Source organism: Marinitenerispora sediminis, assembly GCF_003336425.1.
Taxonomy (GTDB): Bacteria; Actinomycetota; Actinomycetes; order Streptosporangiales; family Streptosporangiaceae; genus Marinitenerispora; species Marinitenerispora sediminis.
Map to the genome: position 1 here is coordinate 22,038 of NZ_QEIO01000014.1, position 19,217 is coordinate 41,254.

The following is a 19,217-nucleotide window of genomic DNA, read 5'->3' on the forward strand; positions in this document are numbered from 1 at the left end:
CCGCCGCACCGGCTAGCAGTCGACGAGTTCCGGCGACTGGTTGAGCAGCTGGGCGCGCGGGGTGACGAACTCCTGGTAGGCGGTGTCGGCCTCCGGCCGGAAGAGCGCGACCCGGTGGCAGTTCTGGAAGGCCAGCCGCAGGCCGAAGTGCCGCTCCACGGCCCCCCGCATGGCGTCGCTCGCGAGCAGCCGCAGCAGCTGGCCGCGCTCGGCCTCGCCCGGCGGCGGCACCTCGTTGGCCTCGAAGTCGGCGCCGCTGGTCCGGGTGCGCTCGGCCAGGCCGCTGACCACGCTCCACGCGTAGGGCAGCGACTCCCGGATGCAGGCGACGAAGTCGTCGTCGGTGACCGGACCGCGCTGGGCCTTGTCGAGGAGTTCGGGGGAAACCGTGAGCGACATGAAGGTCCTTCCCATGGTGCCGGGCCACCGGGCGGCCCGAGGCGGTACCACCGTTGTCTGGTGCGAACTTACGAACCTGTTGTGACGTTAGATCCGGTTTCCGGTGCCGTCACGGCACGGCGGGGACAGAGATCCCTGTCGCTCACGTAAGGGAACAATGGGTTTCATTGCCATTGCGGCCGCCGCGTCCCCGCCCCCGCCGCCGGCGGTACCGGGCGGTGCCCGCCCCGGATCGGCGGCCGGACTCCCCGGGGACCCGTAGGCTGGCCTCCGTGCGTCTCGTCATTGCCCGCTGCAGCGTCGACTACGTCGGCCGACTGACCGCCCATCTGCCCATGGCCCCGCGGCTGATCCTCATGAAGGCCGACGGCTCGGTGTCCATCCACGCCGACGACCGCGCGTTCAAGCCGCTGAACTGGATGAATCCGCCGTGCACCGTCCGGGAGACGGCCACCGACGACGGCGGCGCCGTCTGGACGGTCACCCACGGCAAGTCCGGGGAGAAGCTGGTGCTGACGATCGAGGAGATCGCGCACGACAGTTCGCACGAGCTCGGCGTCGACCCGGGGCTGCGCAAGGACGGCGTCGAGGCGCACCTGCAGGAGCTGCTGGCCGAGCACATCACCACTCTCGGGGACGGCTACACCCTGGTCCGCCGCGAGTACCCCACCGCGATCGGCCCGGTGGACATCCTGTGCCGGGACGCCGACGGCGGCGCGGTCGCCGTGGAGATCAAGCGGCGCGGCGAGATCGACGGTGTCGAGCAGCTGACCCGCTACCTCGAACTCCTCAACCGCGACCCCGCGCTCAAGCCGGTGCGGGGCGTGTTCGCCGCCCAGGAGATCAAGCCGCAGGCGCGGGTCCTCGCGACCGACCGGGGCATCTCCTGCGTCACGCTGGACTACGACGCCCTCCGCGGCATCGAACCGGACATCCCCCGCCTGTTCTGAACCCGACGCCCGGACCGTCCGGCGGCACCCGCGCCCGGGGCCGCCGGGCGGTCCTTCTGTTGCGCGGCCGCACGGGCAGCATCCGAAATGTCCTGGAATCTTCCATCAGATCACGGCACCGCACCACGCTGGTAGCCGGTTGGCTGATTGTGGCAAGGTGCCGCGTCGCACCTTGCTCCGGGGCATCACCGGGTGACAAGCTGCTCTGAACTTCGCACAGCTCGCGTCCATGCCGTTACCCCAGGTATCGGACGCTCCGGTTGAGAGGACGACCGTGCGCAGCAGACCCCGACGATCCCCGATTCCCCCCTCCCGAAACCGCCGGAGAGCAGCGGCCGCCGGCGCCGCGGTGCTCATGGCGCTCAGTCTGGGCGCCGCGCCCGCCGCCCAGGCCGACGAGGCCGTGCTGCCCGCGCTCGTGACGGTCGGCAACGTGCGCTCCCACCTGGAGAACCTCCAGACCATCGCCGAGTACAACGGCGGCAACCGCGCACACGGCACCGCGGGGTACGACGTCGCCGCGCGCTACGTCATCGACCAGCTGCGGAGGGCCGGCTACCAGCCGCGCAAGGACGAGTACGAGTTCGACCGCTGGGTCGAGAACGCGACCCCCGTGCTGGCGCAAACCGCGCCCGAGGCGCGCGAGTTCGCGCACGACACCGACTTCCGCACGATGAGCTACTCCGGAGCCGGCGAGGTGACCGGCGCCGGCGTGCCGGTGAACCCGGCGAGCGCGGCCAGCGGCTGCGAGGCCGGCGACTTCGCCGACTTCCCCGAGGGCGCGGTCGCCATCGTCCGGCGCGGCACCTGCACGTTCGAGCAGAAGGCGGACAACGCCACCGAGGCGGGCGCCAGCGCCCTCGTGGTCTTCAACCACGGCGCGACGAGCGACCCCGCCGACACCGGCCCCATCAACGGCACGCTGAACACCCTCTCCAGCATCCCGGTGGTCGGCACCACGCCGGAGGTCGGCGCGGCGCTGGTCGAGGCCGGCGAGGGGCTGGAGCTGTCGCTGGCGGTCGACGCCGAGGTCCGCACCGAGACCTCCTACAACATCATCGCCGAGACGAAGGGCGGCAACCGCGACAACGTCGTCGTCGTGGGCGCCCACCTCGACGGCGTCCCGGAGGGGCCCGGCATCAACGACAACGGCAGCGGCACCGCGGCCGTTCTGGAGGTCGCCCGCCAGCTGCCCAAGCTGGACGGCGTCGAGAACCGGGTGCGCTTCGCGTTCTGGGGCACGGAGGAGGAGGGCCTCGTCGGCTCGACCGAGTACGTCACCGGTCTCAGCCAGCGCGAGCGGGACCGCATCGCGCTCTACCTCAACTTCGACATGATCGGCTCGCCGAACTTCGGGCGCTTCGTCTACGACGGCCGCGGCCAGCTGCCCGACTCCGCGACCCCGCCGTCCGGGTCCGCGGCGATCCAGAAGCTGTTCGAGGACTACTTCGCCGGCCGGGACCTGGTCAGCGAGCCCACCGCCTTCAACGGCCGGTCGGACTACGGCCCGTTCATCGAGGCGGGCATCCCGTCGGGCGGCCTCTTCAGCGGCGGTGACGGCGTCAAGACCGAGCAGCAGGTCGAGTACTACGGCGGAACCGCCGGCGAGGACTTCGACCCGAACTACCACACTCCGCGCGACGACCTGGACAACATCAACTGGACCAGCGTCGACCAGATGAGCGACGCCATCGCGTTCGCGGTCGAGACCTACGCCGACAGCACGCTGCCGGTGAACGGCGTGCTCCGGACGCAGCAGACCCAGGAGCGAAGCGCCTTCGACCGACGGGCCGATCTCTGGGTGCGGTGACCGTCCCACCGCGTACCCGGGCGCCCGGGGCGGGGGATCCCCCCGCCGCGGGCGCCTTTCGCGTGCCGGCCGCGCGTCACAGCCCGAGCCGGCGGTACCGGCCGTGGCGGGCGGCCCGCCGGTCGGCGGGGTCGGCGGCCAGCAGCGCGGTGAGCTCGTAGCGCAGCGCCGCGCCCATGCGCTCGCAGAAGGCCACCGGCTCGTCGGCGGCGTCCGGGAGTTCCGGCACGATCCGGTCGACGATGCCGTTGGCGTGCAGTTCGGCGCTGCGCACCCCCTGCCGCTCGGCCAGTTCGGCGGCGCGCTTGGTGGTGCGGTACACGATCGCGCTCGCCCCCTCGGGCGGCAGCGGCGAGAGCCAGCCGTGCTGGGCCGAGATCACGCGGTCGGCCGGTACCAGCGCGAGCGCCCCGCCGCCGGTGCCCTGGCCGAGCAGCACGGATACGGTGGGCGCCTCCAGGGTGACGAGTTCGGCGAGGCAGCGCGCGATCTGGCCGGCCATGCCGCGCTCCTCCGCGTCCTTGGACAGCGCCGCGCCCGGGGTGTCGATCACGGTGACGAGCGGGAGCCGCAGTTCGCGCGCCATGCGCATGCCGCGGCGCGCCTCGCGGAGCGCGGCCGGCCCGAGCGGGCGCTCCACCGTCTGGCGGGCGCGGTCCTGCCCGAGCAGCACGCACGGGGCACCGCCGAACCGGGCGAGTGCCAGCAGCAGTCCGGGATCGGTCTCACCGTCACCGGTGCCGTTCAGCCGCACGACGTCGGTGGCCGCGTGGCGGAGCAGCCGGCGCACGCCCGGCCGGTCGGGGCGCCGGGACCGGGTGATGGACTCCCAGGCCGGCACGTCGGGGATCTCGGCGGCGGCGGGTTCGGGCGCGGGGGGCAGCCCCTCCCCGTGCGCGAGCAGCACGTTGAAGGCCCGCTCGGCGATGGCGGGCACGTCCTCGGGCTCCAGGACCGCGTCGACGAGGCCGGACCGGTACAGGTTCTCGGCCACCTGCACGCCTTCGGGGAAGGGGCGCTCGTACAGCGCCTCGTACACGCGCGGTCCGAGGAAGCCGATGAGCGCGCCCGGTTCGGCGACGGTGACGTGCCCCTGCGACCCCCAGGAGGCCAGCACGCCGCCGGTGGTCGGATGGCGCAGGTACACCAGGTAGGGCAGCCCGGCGGCCTTGTGCGCGGCGATCGCGGCGGAGATCTTCACCATGGCGAGGAACGCCACGGTCCCCTCCTGCATGCGGGTTCCACCGGACGCCGGGGCGCCGAGCAGCGGAAGTCCCTCGGCGGTGGCGCGCTCGATGGCGACGACCAGGCGTTCGGCGGCCGCCACCCCGATCGAACCGGCGAGGAAGGAGAACTCGCACGCGATGACGGCGACCCGGCGCCCGCGCAGCCGCCCCTCGCCGGTGACCACCGCCTCGTCGCAGCCGCTGCGCTCCCGTGCCGCGGCGAGCTCCGCCGCGTACTGGGCGCCGGGTCCGACGTCGATCGGAGCCGTGTCCCAGCTGACGAAGGAACCGGCGTCCAGGGTGCGGTCCAGTAGCTCGCGCGCGCTGTACCGAGATGGCATCCGCGTCTCCCCCTCGAACTCGGTGGCTTATTGGCCTAGCCAATAAGCCACCGGGCGATCTGTCAATATCCGTACCGTTCTGGCTACCCCGCCGTCCCGGCGGACGGGCCCGGCCGGGGGGATGCGGCCGGGCCCGGGATCACAGCCAGCCGGGCAGCACCATGACCGCCCAGGCGATCAGCGGGCCGATCGCGACCACGAGGCCGCTGTAGACCAGCATCTGGCGGTAGAACCGCTCGGGGTCGACGTTCTTGGCGTTGGCCAGCACGAGCGCACCGTTGGTGGAGAACGGGCTGACGTCGACGATGGTGGAGGACACCGCGAGCGCGGCGATCATGCCGATCGCGCCGATGTCGCCGGCCAGCAGGAACGGCACCGCCAGCGGGATGGTGACGCCGAGGATCGCGGTGGAGGAGGCGAACGCCGACACCACGCCGCCGATGTAGCAGAGCAGCACCGCCACCAGGAGCGGGGCGCCGATTCCCGCCACGCTGTTGCCGACGTACTCGATCGTGCCGGCCTCCTCCATGACGCCGACGAAGGTGAGCACGCCGCCGAGCAGCAGCACGGTGGACCAGCTGACCTTGTTGACCGCGCCCTTCTGCGCCTTCGGGGACAGGATGGCGAGCACCACGGTGACGCTGATCGCGACGAAGCCGACGTCGAGCTTGAAGCCGAGCGCGAGCACGCCCAGGACGATCAGGCCGATGATCGTCGCCGCCTGGTCGAAGCGGAAGCCGCCCTGGCGCGGCTCCGTCCCGGGCTCCGCGGCCTGGTAGGCCGACGAGCCGTGCCCGCTCACCGGGACGCGTTCGGCTCCCTCCTCGTGCGCGCCGACCGCCACCTGCTCGAACTCGCTGGCGTGCACGCCGATCAGCCGGCGCCCGCCCAGCGCGAAGAACAGGATGAGGGAGATGCCGAGGTTGAACAGCAGGCTCGCGAAGAACAGCGTGGTGGGGGAGGCCGCCAGATCGGTGCCCGCGACGATGCCGTTCACGGTGGCGCCGTAGATGCTGATGGGCGAGAAGCCGCCGCCCTGCGCACCGTGCACCACCATCATGCCCATGAGGAGGGGGTTGATCTTGTACTTGGCGGCGAACCCCAGTGCGATGGGGGCGATGATCGCCACAGCCGCCGGACTGAGGGCACCGACCGCCGTGAGCGCCGCGGTGATGCCGAACATGACCCACGGGATGGCGGCGACGTAGCCACCGACCAGCCGCACGGCGCCGCGGACCAGCAGGTCCACCGTCCCGTTGTTCTGGGCGATCGCGAACAGGTAGGTGATACCGACCAGGGTGAGGAACAGGTCTCCGGGGAAGCCCGAGAGGATGGCGTCCGTGTCCATTCCCAGGGCCAGCGTGCCGACCAGGAACGCGGCGACGAACGCTAGCGCGCCCATGTTGATGGGCAATACCGTGGCGACCACGAACATGGCCACCAGCGCGAGAATCGAGATGATTTCCGGTGACATAGCGGACCGATCAGTGACTGAGAGGCAGGGCGAGTAGAGTCACCACTGAGTGTGAGCAAGATCAAGTGACTCGGTGGCCTAGCCAATATGCCTGTTGCCCCGTTTGTCAATACTCAGCCCGGAATGTCCCCGGTAGAGGAGACTACGCCGTCCATGCACGCCAAGCCGACGCCCCGCCCGCGCCCCCTCACCCGCCCGCGCCTGTACGAGCGGCTGGTGGAACGGCTGTGCGAGTACATCCGGGATGCCCGCTTGGCCCCCGGCGACCGCCTGCCGCCCGAGCGGGAACTGGCCGTGACCCTCGGCGTGAGCCGGGCGTCGCTGAGCCAGGCACTCGTCGCACTGGAGGTCCAGGGGGTCATCGAGGTGCGGCACGGCGACGGCGCCATCGTCCGCCGCACCGTCGCCGAGGAGCAGGTGCTCGCACTGCTCCGCGACCGCGACAACCGCCGGACCGAGATCATCGAAGCCCGTCAGGCGCTGGAGGTCAAGCTCGCCGAGCTCGCCGCCGAGCGCCGCACCGAGGCCGACCTCGCCGAGATCGACGCCGCACTGGAGCAGATGCGCGCCGAGATCCGCGGCGGCGACCGCGGTGTCAGCGGTGACGAGCGCTTCCACGCCGCGGTGACGCACGCGGCGCGCTCCCGGCTGCTCGGGCGCATGATGGCGGAGATCTCCCCCATGATCACCGAGACCCGGGTGGAGTCGCTGTCCCAGCCCGACCGGCCGAGCGCATCGCTGGCCGGCCATGAGCGGATCGCCGCCGCGATCCGGGCCGGCGACCCGCAGCGCGCGGCCGACGCCATGCGCGCCCACCTGCTGCTGGTCTCGGCGGTCAGCCCGCCCACCCCGTGAACCCGCCTCGCCCCGGAGGGGTCGCGGCGGCACCGCCGCGACCCCTCCGCCGGGCGGGCGACGCAGCCCCCCACCGCATCGCCCCCCGTCGAGCCGCGTCCCGCGGCCGTGCCCGACCGGCGTCGAGTGCGCTTCGGACGGCCCCCGTCGCGTCATCCGGAGCGCCGACACAGCCGCTTCCACCTGGAAGCACTACGGAACGTAGCTCGATGACTCCACACCGTATCAGCGGCGTGAATCTGTTTCACGCGTCGATACGCAACGGTTATCCGGGCACCGGGCGGCAGCTGGTCGGCGGCCGGGCAGGACACCGCACGGCCCGCGTTCTAGGCTTGCTGCCATGAGCAACCGCGACCCCGACAAGCCGGTCGTGCTGTCCCGGATCTACACGCGGGTCGGCGACGACGGCAGCACCGCACTCGGCGACGGCACCCGGACCGCCAAGACCGACCCCCGGCTGGCCGCCTACGCCGACGTGGAGGAGGCCAACGCGGCGATCGGAACCGCGCTCGCCCTCGGCGACCCGCCCGACGACGTGCGCGCGCTGCTCGGTCGGATCCAGAACGACCTCTTCGACGTCGGGGCCGACCTGTGCTGCCCGGTGGCACCCGCGGCTTCCGATCCGGAGTTCCCCCCGCTGCGGATCGACGACGACTACGTGCGCCGGCTGGAGGGAGCCTGCGACACCTACAACGCCGACCTGCCCACCCTGCGCAGCTTCGTCCTGCCCGGCGGCAGCCCCACCACCGCACTGCTGCACCAGGCCCGGGTGGTGGCCCGCCGCGCGGAGCGCAGCACGTGGGCCGCGATCGAGGCGCACGGCGACACCGTCAACCCGGTGACCGCGCGCTACCTCAACCGCCTGTCCGACCTGCTCTTCATCCTGTGCCGGGTGGTGGCCCGGGGCACCGGCGAGGTGCTCTGGAAGCCGGGCGGCGAGCGCTGACCCCGCACGGCCCCGTCGTTGCCCGGCGGCCGGGGCCCGAGCCGGCCGGTGCGGCCGCCTCCGGCCGCACCGCGCTCACCCGGAGCCGTCCTCGCGGGCCAGTTCGGCCTCCACCGCCGCCACCTTGGCGGTGATGCCGTCGGTGACGCCCTCGCGGATATCGGCCTTGAGCACCAGGCTGACCCGTCCCGCACCCTCGCCGGCGGCCGCGACGGCGCGCTTCACGACGTCCATGACCTCGTCCCACTCGCCTTCGACGGTGGTGAACATGGCGTCGGTGCGGTTCGGCAGTCCGCTCTCACGGACCACCCGGACGGCGCGGGCGACCGCCGGAGCCACTGACTCGCCGACGCCCATCGGACTCACGGAGAATGCCACGATCATGCGCCCAGCCTAGGGGGGCGGGCCCGGGCCGCACCACGGCGGGGCCGGCGCGGCGCGAGCCGGCCGCTCAGGACTGCCAGATGGTCCCCGGCGGCATGGACTCCAGCCAGGACAGGAAGCCGGTCAGCGCCCCCTCCGTCATGGCGAGCTCGTAGGCCGGCCGCTCCACACCCGCCCGGGCCGCATCCGGCCCCCCGGCCGCCCGGGCCGGCTCCAGCTCCGCTGCCGCCCGGCCTGACACCCACCCCACCTGGATCACGACGAGATCGGGGGTCAGCTCGCGCAGGTCCTCGGCCGTGGGGGTGCGCCGGCCCATAACGACGAGACCGCGGCGCGACAGCTCTGCTGTCGGCCGCGGCCAGAGGGAGAAGATCCGATACCAGCGCAACTCCTCGGTGCCGTAACGCGCACATCCGATCCGCCAGACGTGCCGCCCGGCGGCGCCGGAGCGCAGATAGCACTCGACGGCCCCGCCTCCGCGCTGCAGCACGAACCTCCGCACGATCACGGAGCCGAGGGCCAGCAGCACCAGGACGAGCAGTGCGCACAGCAGCCATTCGGCGACCGGCACCCACGTTGCGCTGGACAGCGGCTCCCCCACTCTCACGTTCGGTCGGGCTAGGCCCGCGCGGCCTCCCCGGCCGCCTCGAGCCGGCTGCGCGCCCGCGCGGCGCGCTCCTGCGCCTCGACGTCCTCCGCGCTGATGCCCTCGGCCTCGACCCGGGTCAGCGCGTCCTTGGCACGGGCGACGTCGATGTCCTCGGCCAGCTCGGCGATCTCGGCGAGGATCGAGACCCGGTTGTGCTCGGAGACGGAGATGAACCCGCCGTGCACCGCGGCACGGACCTCACCGTTCTCCCGGCCGCCGAGCACCCGCACGACCGCCCCCGGCGCCAGCAGCGCCAGCACCGGAATGTGACCGGGCTGGATGCCGATCTCGCCGTCGACCGTCTTGGCGATCACCATGTCGCCCTCGCCCGCCCACAGCTCGCGCTCGGGCGAGACGAGCTCGACGAAAAGCTTCTTCGACACTGCCACAAACTCCTCTGGTAGGGGGCGGGAACCGGGAGAGCGGGACCCGGCGGCCGCGCCGGCGGCCGTCCCGGGCCCCGTCCCCAGCCCTGACTAGCCCTGCAGCGTCTTGGCCTTCTCGACGGCCATCTCGATGTTGCCGACGTCGAGGAACGCCTGCTCGGGCAGGTGGTCGTACTCGCCCTCGCACAGCGCCTTGAAGGAGGCGATGGTCTCCTCCAGCGGCACGAACACACCCGGGTTGCCGGTGAACTTCTCGGCGACGAACATGTTCTGCGAGAGGAACCGCTCCACGCGGCGGGCGCGCTGGACGATGATCTTGTCCTCTTCGGACAGCTCGTCGATACCGAGGATCGCGATCTGATCCTGCAGGTCGTTGTTGCGCTGCAGGATCTGGATCACGCGCTGGGCCACGTCGTAGTGCTCCTGGCCCACGTACTGCGGGTCGAGGATGCGCGAGGTGGAGGCCAGCGGGTCCACCGCCGGGTAGATACCCTTCTGCGAGATCGGCCGGGAGAGCTCGGTCGTCGCGTCCAGGTGGGCGAACGTGGTGGCCGGCGCAGGGTCGGTGTAGTCGTCCGCCGGAACGTAGATCGCCTGCATCGAGGTGATCGAGTGGCCCCGGGTCGAGGTGATCCGCTCCTGGAGCAGACCCATCTCGTCGGCCAGGTTCGGCTGGTAGCCCACCGCGGAGGGCATGCGGCCCAGCAGGGTGGAGACCTCGGAACCGGCCTGGGTGAACCGGAAGATGTTGTCGATGAACAGCAGCACGTCCTGCTTCTGGACGTCGCGGAAGTACTCCGCCATGGTGAGCGCGGACAGCGCCACCCGCAGACGGGTGCCCGGGGGCTCGTCCATCTGGCCGAACACCAGGGCGGTGTCCTGGAGCACCTCCATCTCGTCCATCTCCAGGAAGAGGTCGGTGCCCTCACGGGTCCGCTCCCCCACACCCGCGAAGACCGACACGCCACCGAAGTTGCGGGCGATACGGGTGATCATCTCCTGGATGAGGACGGTCTTGCCGACACCCGCGCCGCCGAACAGGCCGATCTTGCCGCCGCGCACGTAGGGGGTCAGCAGGTCGATGACCTTGATGCCGGTCACCATCATCTCGGTCTTCGACTCAAGCTGGTCGAAGGCCGGGGCGGAGCGGTGGATCGGCCAGCGCTCGGTGACCTTCAGGTCCGCGGTGGGCACGTCCAGCGCCTCGCCGAGCGTGTTGAACACGTGCCCCTTGACGACGTCACCGACCGGGACGCTGATCGGCTCGCCGGTGTCGCGCACCTCGGCGCCGCGGACGAGGCCGTCCTGCGGCTGGAGGCTGATGGTGCGGACCAGGTTGTCGCCGAGGTGCTGGGCGACCTCAAGGGTCACCGTCGAGGTCTGGCCCCCGATGGTCACCTCGGTCTTGAGGGCGTTGTAGATCGCCGGCAGCGAGTCCGCCGGGAACTCCACGTCGACGACCGGGCCGGTGACCCGGGCGATACGGCCGGTGGCGGTGCCAGGCGCGGCCGTCCCTTCAACAGTCGCAGTCACTTCTCTACTCACTTCCCGCGCTGGCAGCAGCGAGGGCGTCGGCCCCGCCGACGATCTCACTGATCTCGTTGGTGATCTCCGCCTGGCGGGCCTGGTTGGCCTGGCGGGTCAGGTTCTTGACAAGTTCCTCGGCGTTGTCGGTGGCCGCCTTCATGGCCGCCCTACGCGACGCCCACTGGGAGGCCGCCGACTCCAGGAGTGCGAAGTAGATCCGGTTCGTCACGTACTGCGGCAGCAGCCGGTCCAGCGCCTCCTCGGCGGACGGCTCGAACTCGTAGAGCGGCAGGGCGCGGCCCTTGTCGTCCACGAGCTCCGCGGCGTCCACCTCCTCCAGCTCCATCGGCAGTGCCCGGTGGGCGGCCGCGCGCTGGGTCAGCATGGACACGAACTCGGTGGAGACGATGTGGATCTCGTCCACACCGCCCTCGGCGCTGTCCTGGGTGAACCTCTCCATCAGGGTCGCGCCGACCTCCTTGGCGTCAGCGTAGGTCGGGCGCTCGGTGATGCCCTCCCAGCTGAGCTCCAGAGGCCGCTCGCGGAACCGGTAGAAGGCCACGCCCTTGCGCCCCACCATGTAGGTGAGGACCTCCTTGCCCTGCTCGCGCAGGAGCTGGGTCAGGCTCTCGGCCTCCTTGATGGCGTTGGTCGAGTAGGCGCCCGCGAGGCCCTTGTCGGAGGTCACGACGAGGATCGCGGCCCGGGTGGGGTTGGCGGCCTCGGTCAGCAGCGGGTGGTCGCTGACCCGGCTGGCGAGCGCCGAGACCGCCCGGGTGATCTCCCGGGCATAGGGCCCGGCGGCCTCGGCCGCCCGCTGCGCCTTCGTGATCCGGGTGGCGGCGATCAGCTCCATCGCGCGGGTGATCTTCGCCATCGACTTGGTCGAGCGGATCCTCCGGCGATAGACGCGAAGCTGTGCTCCCATGGACTACTTCCCGCCGGTCTTGGCTACCTTGATGGTCTCCTGGCCGACCTGCTCCTCCTCCAGCGCCTCGGCCTCCTCCTCGGAGCCGAGGATGCTGCCGGAGCTGGTCTGGAAGGTCCGCTTGAAGTCGGTGATGGCCTCCTTCAGCGCCTCGGCGGTCTCGTCCTCGAACTTGCCGCTCTCGCGGATGTTGTCGAGGATCTTGCCGTGCTCGCGGCCGAGGAAGTCCAGGAACCCCTCCTCGAAGCGGCGCACGTCCTCCACCGGGACCTCGTCGAGCTGGCCGGTGGTGCCGGCCCAGATCGAGACGACCTCGCGCTCCACCGGGAACGGGCTGTACTGGCCCTGCTTGAGCAGCTCCATGAGCCGGGAGCCGCGCTCCAGCTGCGCCTTGGACGCGGCGTCGAGGTCGGATCCGAAGGCGGCGAACGCCTCCAGGTCGCGGTACTGGGCCAGGCCCACGCGGAGCGAGCCCACGACCTTGCGCATGGCCTTGGTCTGCGCGGCACCGCCGACACGCGACACCGACACACCGACGTTGATGGCCGGCCGCTGCCCCTGGTTGAACAGGTCGGCCTCCAGGAAGACCTGGCCGTCGGTGATGGAGATGACGTTGGTCGGGATGTAGGCGGAGACGTCGCCCGCCTTGGTCTCGATGATCGGCAGGCCGGTCATCGAGCCCGCGCCCATGTCGTCGGAGAGCTTGGCGCAGCGCTCCAGCAGCCGGGAGTGCAGGTAGAACACGTCACCGGGGTAGGCCTCGCGGCCCGGCGGGCGGCGCAGCAGCAGCGACACCGCGCGGTAGGCCTCGGCCTGCTTGGTCAGGTCGTCGAAGACGATCAGGACGTGCTTGCCCTGGTACATCCAGTGCTGGCCGATGGCCGAGCCGGTGTAGGGGGCGATGTACTTGAAGCCGGCCGGGTCGGAGGCGGGAGCGGCCACGATGGTGGTGTACTCCATCGCGCCGGCCTCCTCCAGAGCACCGCGCACGCCGGCGATGGTGGAGCCCTTCTGGCCGACCGCGACGTAGATGCAGCGGACCTGCTTCTCCGGGTCGCCGGAGTCCCAGTTGGCCTTCTGGTTGATGATCGTGTCGATGCAGACCGCGGTCTTGCCGGTCTGCCGGTCGCCGATGATCAGCTGACGCTGGCCCCGGCCGATCGGGGTCATCGCGTCGATCGCCTTGATACCGGTCTGCAGCGGCTCGTGCACCGGCTTGCGCTGCATGACGGTGGGGGCCTGCAGCTCCAGCTCGCGGCGCTCGGTGGTCTCGATCTCGCCCTGGCCGTCGATCGGGCGGCCCAGCGGGTCGACCACGCGGCCCAGGAAGCCGTCGCCGACCGGCACCGAGAGCACCTGGCCGGTGCGGCGCACCGGCTGGCCCTCCTCGATGCTGGTGAAGTCACCCAGGACGACGACGCCGATCTCGCCGATCTCCAGGTTCTGGGCCAGGCCCAGGGTTCCGTCCTCGAATTCCAGCAGCTCGTTCGCCATCGCCGAGGGGAGGCCACCGACGCGGGCGATGCCGTCACCGGAGTAGGTGACGGTTCCGATCTCCTCGCGTGCGGCGGCGTCAGGCTCGTACGACTGGACGAAGCGCTGCAGCGCGTCCCGGATCTCGTCCGGCCGGATGGTCAGCTCCGCCATCTCACGTATGTCCTTGCTCTCGTTGGCGCCGCGTTCCCCGGCGCCGTGCGTCTGTCGGTTGCGTGGTTCGTCGCGTCAGCCGGCCAGGCGCCGCCGGACCTCCGCGATCCGCCCGGCGACGGTGCCGTCGATGACCTCGTCGCCCACGCGGATGGACAGCCCACCCACGACCTCGGGGGCGATCTCGATGTTCAGGTGGATGGCCCGCCCGTACACCCGGGTCAGCACGGCCTCCAGTCGCGTCTGCTGGGCCTCGCTCAGCGGCACGGCGGTGCGCACCACGGCCACGTAGCGCTTCGCGCGCTCGGCGACCAGCTGACCGAAGTGGTCCAGGCCCTGTTCCAGGGTACGTCCCCGCGGCCGGGTCACGGCCTCGGTGACGAGGCACAACGTGGCGGCGTCGACCTTGCCGGACAGCAGGTTCTCCACCAGGGTCCGCTTGTGCTCCACGGCGACGCCCTCGGCGGTGAGCGCCGCGCGCAGCTCCGGCTCGGCGGCGACGATCCGCCCGAACCGGAAGAGGTCGTCCTCCAGCTCACCGAGGCGCTGGTCGCCCTCGGCGGCGGCGGCCGTCGCGTAGACGGCCGTCCGCTCGGCCGCGTCGACGAGGTCGCGGGCGTTCGACCACCTGGCCTGGACGATGTCGCTGACCACGAGGACCGTGGCCGGCGACACCTTCGACTCCAGCAGGTGGCCGATCAGCCCGGACTTGCTCTCCGCGGCGTTCGCCTGGTCGGCCAGCCACCGCCGCAGGGAGTGCTCCTGCTCCAGGAGCGCCACGACCTCGAAGAGCTCGTGTCCCAGCGTGGCGGCGTTGGCCGACGGCAGCAGGGCGTCGAGGCGCCGCGTCACCTCGTCCAGCGAAGCTCGGCTGACACCGCGCATCAGCGCACCTCGGCTTGCTGCGCGGCGCTCTCGCCCTGCTCCAGCTCCGCGAGGAACCGGTCGATCACCCGGCTCTGCGCGGCGCTGTCGCTGAGCGTCTCACCGACGATCCGGCCGGCGAGGTCCGTGGACAGCGACCCGATCTCGGCCCGCAGCTGGACGAGAGCCTGCTGGCGGTCGGCCTCGATCTGGGCATGCGCCGCGTCCAGGATGCGGCGGGCCTCGGTCTGGGCCTCCTCACGCGCCTCCGCGATGATGGCGGCGCGCTGCTCCTTGGCCTTCTCCAGCTCGCGGGCGTACTCGCGGTGCGCCTCCTCGAGCTTCTCGCGGTACTGCTGCCGAATCTCCTCGGCCTCCGCCTCGGCCTTCTTCGCACGCTCGATGCCACCCTCGATCTGGTTGGCACGCTCGTCCAGCGCCTTCGTCATCCGCGGCCACATCTTGGTGACGACACCGAGGATGAGGAGGAAGGCGATGAGGCCGAAGGTGAATTCATCCCAGTGAATCCGCAGGATGTTCTCCTGCTCGGCTGCCATAGTGATCATGGCTGGCATCCCTTCGCGCTCGTACTACTTCGGACTGGGTGCGATCAGCCCGCCTGGATGAAGGCCAGGACGAAGCCGAGGATGGCGAGCGCCTCGATGACGGCCATACCGAGGATCATCTGACCCTGCAGGATGCCGCGGGCCTCCGGCTGACGGGCGATGGCCTGCACACCGAGACCGAAGATGATGCCGACGCCGATGCCGGGGCCGATGCAGGCGAGGCCGTAACCGATGGTGGCGAGGGTACCGGTCATTTCGATTGATCCTTTACTTTTTTGACATCAAACGCGCCGACGGGCCGATTGGTGCCGTCGAACTGACGTGGATTACCGGACTGGGGTCAACAGGGGGCGTGCACCGACGGGTCAGTGCGCACCCTCGATGGCCTCACCGATGTAGAAGGAGGCCAGTAGGACGAACACATAGGCCTGCAGGCCCATGATGAACAGCTCGAAGGCGGTGAACACCAGGAAGCCGACCAGCGCCATGCCGGAGTAGCCCACCGAGATCACACCGAGGATGCCGCCGGCGTCCGGGTTGAACAGGTAGAAGCCGGCGGCGGCGAACACGGCCAGCAGCATGTGGCCGGCGAACATCGTCGCGAAGAGCCGGACCGCGTGCGTCACCGGACGGAAGACGAAGTTGGAGATGAACTCGATCGGCACCAGGACCGGCAGGATCCAGGCGGGAGCCCCGCCGGGGACCAGCTTGCCCTTGAAGTGGCCCGCGAAGCCGTGCTCGCGGATGCCGATGATGTTCCACAGCAGGTAGATGCTCAGCGCGAGCACCGCCGGGAAGGCGAGGTTGCTGGTCACCGGGAGCTGTGCTCCGGGGATGATCCCCATGACGTTCATCGTCAGGATGAACAGGAACAGCGTGACCATGAGCGGCAGGTAGGCGTCCCCCCGCTTGCCCATGCCGGGACGGACCATCTGGTCGCGGATGAAGACGACCAGCATCTCGGCCACGCTCTGCCCGCGGCCGGGGACGACCTTCGCCCGCCGCGTGGTGAAGAACCAGAAGCCGATGACGATGAGTACCGACACGACCAGCAGCGCCGTGTACTTCGTGATCCCGGAGGTGGCCGGAAGGCCGAAGTCGAGCCACGGCGTCGGGAAGAAGAGGCTCGTGGTGGGGGCCTCGAAGCCGCATCCGAAGTCGTTGAAGATATGCGGGTCCTCGCAGCCGTCCGCCGCGGCGGCCACCACAGTGCGCACGTCAGCACTCACGGCGAACCCTTTCGTCGTGACGCAACTCAATCCTCGATGTTTTGGGCGGTGGCGCGCCGCTCTTGCGGGAGCCGCGCGGCACCGGGGTTGACGGTCAGGACCGGACGTACTGGGTGACGATCAGATAGATCGCGCCGACCAGCCCCAGGATCAGACCAATGGGCAGGAACACCGGCGTCTCGAACCCGAGCGCCCAGTCCGCCAACCAGCCCGCGCCGCCCCAGACGGCCAGCCCTCCCAGCAGGTACGAGACAACCGTCATTCCATCGGCGCGCGACTCCGGTTTCCCGTCGGCGCCTGGACGATCGTTCATCTCGCTCCGGAAGATAGCAGTAGGTGAACACCGTTCGCACATCACCCCGAACCGCCTCCGCGGCGGGGAAGGGAAGAGCTCGCCGGCTCACCGTCTGTCCTCGACGGCATCGGCCCCGCCCGTCGGCGCGGGATCGGCGTCCCGCTCCGCGGAGTCTTCGGGCTCGACGTAGAGCCGGCGCACCTTCATGCTGCCGATGGAGTGGCCGGTCAGCCAGGTCACGACGCACACGGCGGCGGTGAGAGCGAACGCGTTCCCGTCGAACACCGTGGTTCCTCCGAAGAGGACCAGCACGATGCCGAGGACCGCGACCTTGACGGTGTAGGTGGCCAGGCCGGCCATGAGGACCAGGGGCGGCCAGTTCTTGCCGACCCAGGCGATGACGATCGCGGATACGGCGAAGAAGAGGATGACCAGAACCGTGCCCGCAACCGCGCCGGTGAGCCCGTGGACACCGGCCGTCGCGAACGCCACGACCGTGGCGATCACGCCGACGACGGCGGTCGGAATCGCGGCGCCGCGGAGGATCCGGGCGTCGTGTTCCTGCATGAAGAAGCTCCGGTGCTGTTCGGTGGGGTGCCTGCTCGTGAAAGCTATCACAAGGATTTTCGGCCCGGATCCAGGGTGCGCTTTATCCCGCTCTTACCGGGGAGGTGAAGGCCCGTACAGCAGCGATTTTGGTGACCATTGTCGGTTATGTCACCGCGCGTGGGCGGCGTCTCGGCGGTTGGTGCGGCCGGCCGGGGGCGGCCCGGCGGTCAGCCGGCGGACGTGCGATCCGATGCGACCTCCCCCGCGGCGGCCTTCGCCCGTGCGAGCTCCCGGCGGCGCCGCAACCGCGGCAGCGTGATGAGTCCCACCGCGCAGATCGCCACCATGACGGTCACGGTCAGCACCGTGAACGGGGCGTTGAAGATCGACAGCGCCACCGACGCGAACGCGATGATCGCCGCCCACAGGTACATGAGCAGCACCGCGCGGGCGTGCGAGTGGCCGAGTTCGAGCAGGCGGTGGTGCAGGTGCTTCTTGTCCGGGGCGAACGGCGACTTCCCGGCGAGCGTCCGGCGGACCACCGCGAGCACGAGGTCGGCGAGCGGCAGCGCGAGCACCAGCAGCGGGAGCAGGATGGGCAGGAACACCACCAGGCCGCCGGCGTTGAAGTCACGCGAGGCGTTGGCGTCGAACTGGCCGGTGACCGTGATCGTGATCGAGGCGAGCAGCAGGCCGATCAGCATCGACCCGGTGTCGCCCATGAACACCCGGGCCGGGTTGAAGTTGTGGAACAGGAAGCCGACGCAGACGCCGGCCAGGATGATCCCGATCATCGCCGGGTAGGACTGCCGGTCGAAGCCCCGGTCCACGGCCACCACGTAGTAGTAGGCGAAGAACGCGAACGCCGAGATGGCGACGATGCCCGCCGCCAGCCCGTCGAGGCCGTCGGCGAAGTTCACCGCGTTGATGGTGACGACGATCATCAGGACCGACAGCACGGTCCCCAGCTCCTGGCCGAGCAGCAGAGTGGTCCCCGGCAATGGCAGCCACAGCAGCTGCACCCCCTGCCAGACCAGGATGCCCGCGGCGGCGATCTGGCCGGCCAGCTTGGGGATGGGGCCCATGCCCCAGCGGTCGTCGATGATGCCGATGACCGTGATGAGCCCGCCCGCCATCAGCAGGCCCCGCCATGTGGGGCCGAGGAAGACCTCCTGGAGGTGCGGCAGCTGCGCGGAGATGAGCAGCGCGGCCGCGAACCCCCCGTACATGGCGACACCGCCGAGCCGCGGGATGGGTTCGGTGTGCACGTCCCGGTCGCGGACCGGGGGCACCGCCCCGAAGGCGATCGCGGCCCGCCGCACGAAGGGGGTCAGCAGGTAGGTGACCGCCACGGCGATGATGAACGTCAGCGCGTACTCACGCACGGCTTTTCCAGGAGCCTTCCATGGGCCTTCCGCGCCGATCGGGCACGCCGACGCGGGACGGATCTGAGGATGGGAACGACGCTAGCACTACTCCACTCCGTTTTCCGCGTGATCGACGATCAAGGGAAGCGGAATCGCACGCCGGTCGTGACCGCAAGGGTGTACCACCGCCGAGGGCGGCTCCCCGGCGCAGCGGCGCCCGGGCCCGTCACGGGGTGGCCGCCGCGGCGGCCCGCCGGGGCCCGCGCGGTGCGGCTGTCCACGGGAGGGCTCCGGCCCGCCTCCCCGGAGCGCCAGGGCGGGTGCGGCCGGAGGCCGGGACCCGACCCCGGGCAGGCAGCCGCCTGCGGCAGGTCCGAGGCGCGGCCGCCGATCATGGAACCGTACACCACCCGGGCCGCCGGCGGTTCGCCGAACCAGCCGCCCCCATGGCGAAGGGCATTCCAGGACTGTGGGACGACCAGCCCCGACGTCCTTCCCACCGCGCTCCGCGTTCCTCTCGACGGCCATGTCCCCCCCGGGCAACGCGCCGAAGGCGGCCCGAGCCCGGCCGGGCGCCTGCTCCAACTGCGTCGGACAACGCCGGACAGCGCCGGAGCCGTCCGCGACCGGGGAGGACAGGGGCTCTTGCCGGGACGGGGATCGAGCCCGCCGCTGCCGGCCCGGGCCTCTGCCGCCCCGGCCTGCCCGCCAGCACGGCCTCGGCCCCGGGCCGCGGTGTTCTCCTGGCCGTGCCGGAGGTCCGGGACCGCTGCTCCGACGCCGGAGAACCAGCTGGAGCCGGAGATGCCGCGTCGCACGCGTGAG

20 protein-coding genes are annotated in these 19,217 nt (G+C 71.0%); 4 read left to right on the forward strand and 16 right to left on the reverse strand.

The annotated features are described in order from the left end of the window. Positions 1-12: 12 nt before the first annotated feature. The gene (locus DEF28_RS04225) at positions 13-399 is read right to left on the reverse strand and encodes an SCO5389 family protein (protein ID WP_114399328.1); all 387 of its coding nucleotides are present in this window, start codon (positions 397-399) and stop codon (positions 13-15) included. A gap of 272 nt (positions 400-671) precedes the next feature. Between DEF28_RS04225 and nucS the strand changes: the two genes are divergently transcribed. Both nucS and DEF28_RS04235 read left to right on the forward strand, forming a co-directional pair. Then, complete coding sequence (gene nucS / locus DEF28_RS04230; protein ID WP_114399329.1) at positions 672-1,349, forward strand: endonuclease NucS; 678 nt, start codon at positions 672-674, stop codon at positions 1,347-1,349. Positions 1,350-1,704: 355 nt separating this feature from the next. Further along, entirely contained in the window at positions 1,705-3,159 is a 1,455-nt protein-coding gene (locus DEF28_RS04235) for a M20/M25/M40 family metallo-hydrolase (protein WP_233515082.1), read from the forward strand. 76 nt (positions 3,160-3,235) lie between these two features. Here the strand turns inward: DEF28_RS04235 and DEF28_RS04240 are convergent, their stop codons facing one another. Together DEF28_RS04240 and DEF28_RS04245 are read right to left on the reverse strand one after the other, a co-directional pair. Continuing rightward, entirely contained in the window at positions 3,236-4,726 is a 1,491-nt protein-coding gene (locus DEF28_RS04240) for a carboxyl transferase domain-containing protein (protein ID WP_114399331.1), read from the reverse strand. A gap of 139 nt (positions 4,727-4,865) precedes the next feature. Then, positions 4,866-6,200, reverse strand: a complete 1,335-nt coding sequence (locus tag DEF28_RS04245; protein WP_114399332.1) for an SLC13 family permease — start codon at positions 6,198-6,200, stop codon at positions 4,866-4,868. A gap of 153 nt (positions 6,201-6,353) precedes the next feature. Here DEF28_RS04245 and DEF28_RS04250 point away from each other — a divergent pair, with 153 nt between their 5' ends. Together DEF28_RS04250 and DEF28_RS04255 are read left to right on the forward strand one after the other, a co-directional pair. Next, positions 6,354-7,055 carry a FadR/GntR family transcriptional regulator gene (locus tag DEF28_RS04250; RefSeq protein WP_114433204.1) on the forward strand — a complete coding sequence of 234 codons (702 nt, stop codon included), beginning with the start codon at positions 6,354-6,356 and terminating at the stop codon, positions 7,053-7,055. A 340-nt stretch (positions 7,056-7,395) separates the two neighbouring features. After that, complete coding sequence (locus DEF28_RS04255; protein ID WP_114397989.1) at positions 7,396-8,001, forward strand: cob(I)yrinic acid a,c-diamide adenosyltransferase; 606 nt, start codon at positions 7,396-7,398, stop codon at positions 7,999-8,001. Positions 8,002-8,076: 75 nt separating this feature from the next. On the opposite strand, the gene DEF28_RS04260 is transcribed toward DEF28_RS04255, so the two are convergent. From DEF28_RS04260 to DEF28_RS04320, 13 genes are all read right to left on the reverse strand, one after another. Continuing rightward, positions 8,077-8,385 carry an MTH1187 family thiamine-binding protein gene (locus DEF28_RS04260; protein WP_114397988.1) on the reverse strand — a complete coding sequence of 103 codons (309 nt, stop codon included), beginning with the start codon at positions 8,383-8,385 and terminating at the stop codon, positions 8,077-8,079. A 67-nt stretch (positions 8,386-8,452) separates the two neighbouring features. Beyond that, positions 8,453-8,986 carry a DUF2550 domain-containing protein gene (locus tag DEF28_RS04265; protein WP_114397987.1) on the reverse strand — a complete coding sequence of 178 codons (534 nt, stop codon included), beginning with the start codon at positions 8,984-8,986 and terminating at the stop codon, positions 8,453-8,455. A 17-nt stretch (positions 8,987-9,003) separates the two neighbouring features. Continuing rightward, entirely contained in the window at positions 9,004-9,417 is a 414-nt protein-coding gene (locus tag DEF28_RS04270) for a F0F1 ATP synthase subunit epsilon (protein WP_114397986.1), read from the reverse strand. Positions 9,418-9,510: 93 nt separating this feature from the next. Next, entirely contained in the window at positions 9,511-10,953 is a 1,443-nt protein-coding gene (atpD, locus tag DEF28_RS04275) for a F0F1 ATP synthase subunit beta (RefSeq protein ID WP_114397985.1), read from the reverse strand. 4 nt (positions 10,954-10,957) lie between these two features. Further along, positions 10,958-11,875 (reverse strand): F0F1 ATP synthase subunit gamma, encoded by a 918-nt coding sequence (locus DEF28_RS04280; RefSeq protein ID WP_114397984.1) that lies wholly within the window; start codon positions 11,873-11,875, stop codon positions 10,958-10,960. A gap of 3 nt (positions 11,876-11,878) precedes the next feature. After that, positions 11,879-13,522, reverse strand: a complete 1,644-nt coding sequence (gene atpA, locus DEF28_RS04285; protein ID WP_114397983.1) for a F0F1 ATP synthase subunit alpha — start codon at positions 13,520-13,522, stop codon at positions 11,879-11,881. 75 nt (positions 13,523-13,597) lie between these two features. Then, positions 13,598-14,407 (reverse strand): F0F1 ATP synthase subunit delta, encoded by an 810-nt coding sequence (locus DEF28_RS04290; RefSeq protein ID WP_114397982.1) that lies wholly within the window; start codon positions 14,405-14,407, stop codon positions 13,598-13,600. Further along, on the reverse strand, positions 14,407-14,952 hold the full coding sequence (locus DEF28_RS04295; RefSeq protein WP_114397981.1) for a F0F1 ATP synthase subunit B: 546 nt from the start codon (positions 14,950-14,952) through the stop codon (positions 14,407-14,409). Before DEF28_RS04295 ends, DEF28_RS04290 begins: the two co-directional genes overlap by 1 nt. A 44-nt stretch (positions 14,953-14,996) precedes the next feature. Continuing rightward, complete coding sequence (atpE, locus tag DEF28_RS04300; RefSeq protein ID WP_181874303.1) at positions 14,997-15,206, reverse strand: ATP synthase F0 subunit C; 210 nt, start codon at positions 15,204-15,206, stop codon at positions 14,997-14,999. A gap of 111 nt (positions 15,207-15,317) precedes the next feature. Next, positions 15,318-16,181 (reverse strand): F0F1 ATP synthase subunit A, encoded by an 864-nt coding sequence (gene atpB / locus DEF28_RS04305; protein WP_114397979.1) that lies wholly within the window; start codon positions 16,179-16,181, stop codon positions 15,318-15,320. Between the two features lie 94 nt (positions 16,182-16,275). After that, complete coding sequence (locus tag DEF28_RS04310) at positions 16,276-16,494, reverse strand: AtpZ/AtpI family protein (RefSeq protein WP_114397978.1); 219 nt, start codon at positions 16,492-16,494, stop codon at positions 16,276-16,278. Positions 16,495-16,581: 87 nt separating this feature from the next. Beyond that, positions 16,582-17,043, reverse strand: coding sequence for a hypothetical protein (locus tag DEF28_RS04315; protein WP_114397977.1), 462 nt, complete (start codon positions 17,041-17,043; stop codon positions 16,582-16,584). A gap of 209 nt (positions 17,044-17,252) precedes the next feature. Further along, positions 17,253-18,410: a glycosyltransferase family 4 protein gene (locus DEF28_RS04320; RefSeq protein WP_114397976.1), complete on the reverse strand. Its 1,158-nt coding sequence runs from the start codon at positions 18,408-18,410 to the stop codon at positions 17,253-17,255. Positions 18,411-19,217: the final 807 nt, after the last annotated feature.

What these genes read in the sequence shown, in the direction of transcription:
- DEF28_RS04225 (WP_114399328.1), bottom strand. Translation starts at nt 399, where the DNA reads ATGTCGCTCACGGTTTCCCCCGAACTCCTCGACAAGGCCCAGCGCGGT.
- DEF28_RS04235 (WP_233515082.1), top strand. Translation starts at nt 1,705, where the DNA reads ATGGCGCTCAGTCTGGGCGCCGCGCCCGCCGCCCAGGCCGACGAGGCC.
- DEF28_RS04240 (WP_114399331.1), bottom strand. Translation starts at nt 4,726, where the DNA reads ATGCCATCTCGGTACAGCGCGCGCGAGCTACTGGACCGCACCCTGGAC.
- DEF28_RS04245 (WP_114399332.1), bottom strand. Translation starts at nt 6,200, where the DNA reads ATGTCACCGGAAATCATCTCGATTCTCGCGCTGGTGGCCATGTTCGTG.
- DEF28_RS04250 (WP_114433204.1), top strand. Translation starts at nt 6,354, where the DNA reads ATGCACGCCAAGCCGACGCCCCGCCCGCGCCCCCTCACCCGCCCGCGC.
- DEF28_RS04255 (WP_114397989.1), top strand. Translation starts at nt 7,396, where the DNA reads ATGAGCAACCGCGACCCCGACAAGCCGGTCGTGCTGTCCCGGATCTAC.
- DEF28_RS04260 (WP_114397988.1), bottom strand. Translation starts at nt 8,385, where the DNA reads ATGATCGTGGCATTCTCCGTGAGTCCGATGGGCGTCGGCGAGTCAGTG.
- DEF28_RS04280 (WP_114397984.1), bottom strand. Translation starts at nt 11,875, where the DNA reads ATGGGAGCACAGCTTCGCGTCTATCGCCGGAGGATCCGCTCGACCAAG.
- atpA (WP_114397983.1), bottom strand. Translation starts at nt 13,522, where the DNA reads ATGGCGGAGCTGACCATCCGGCCGGACGAGATCCGGGACGCGCTGCAG.
- DEF28_RS04290 (WP_114397982.1), bottom strand. Translation starts at nt 14,407, where the DNA reads ATGCGCGGTGTCAGCCGAGCTTCGCTGGACGAGGTGACGCGGCGCCTC.
- DEF28_RS04295 (WP_114397981.1), bottom strand. Translation starts at nt 14,952, where the DNA reads ATGATCACTATGGCAGCCGAGCAGGAGAACATCCTGCGGATTCACTGG.
- atpE (WP_181874303.1), bottom strand. Translation starts at nt 15,206, where the DNA reads ATGACCGGTACCCTCGCCACCATCGGTTACGGCCTCGCCTGCATCGGC.
- DEF28_RS04310 (WP_114397978.1), bottom strand. Translation starts at nt 16,494, where the DNA reads ATGAACGATCGTCCAGGCGCCGACGGGAAACCGGAGTCGCGCGCCGAT.
- DEF28_RS04315 (WP_114397977.1), bottom strand. Translation starts at nt 17,043, where the DNA reads ATGCAGGAACACGACGCCCGGATCCTCCGCGGCGCCGCGATTCCGACC.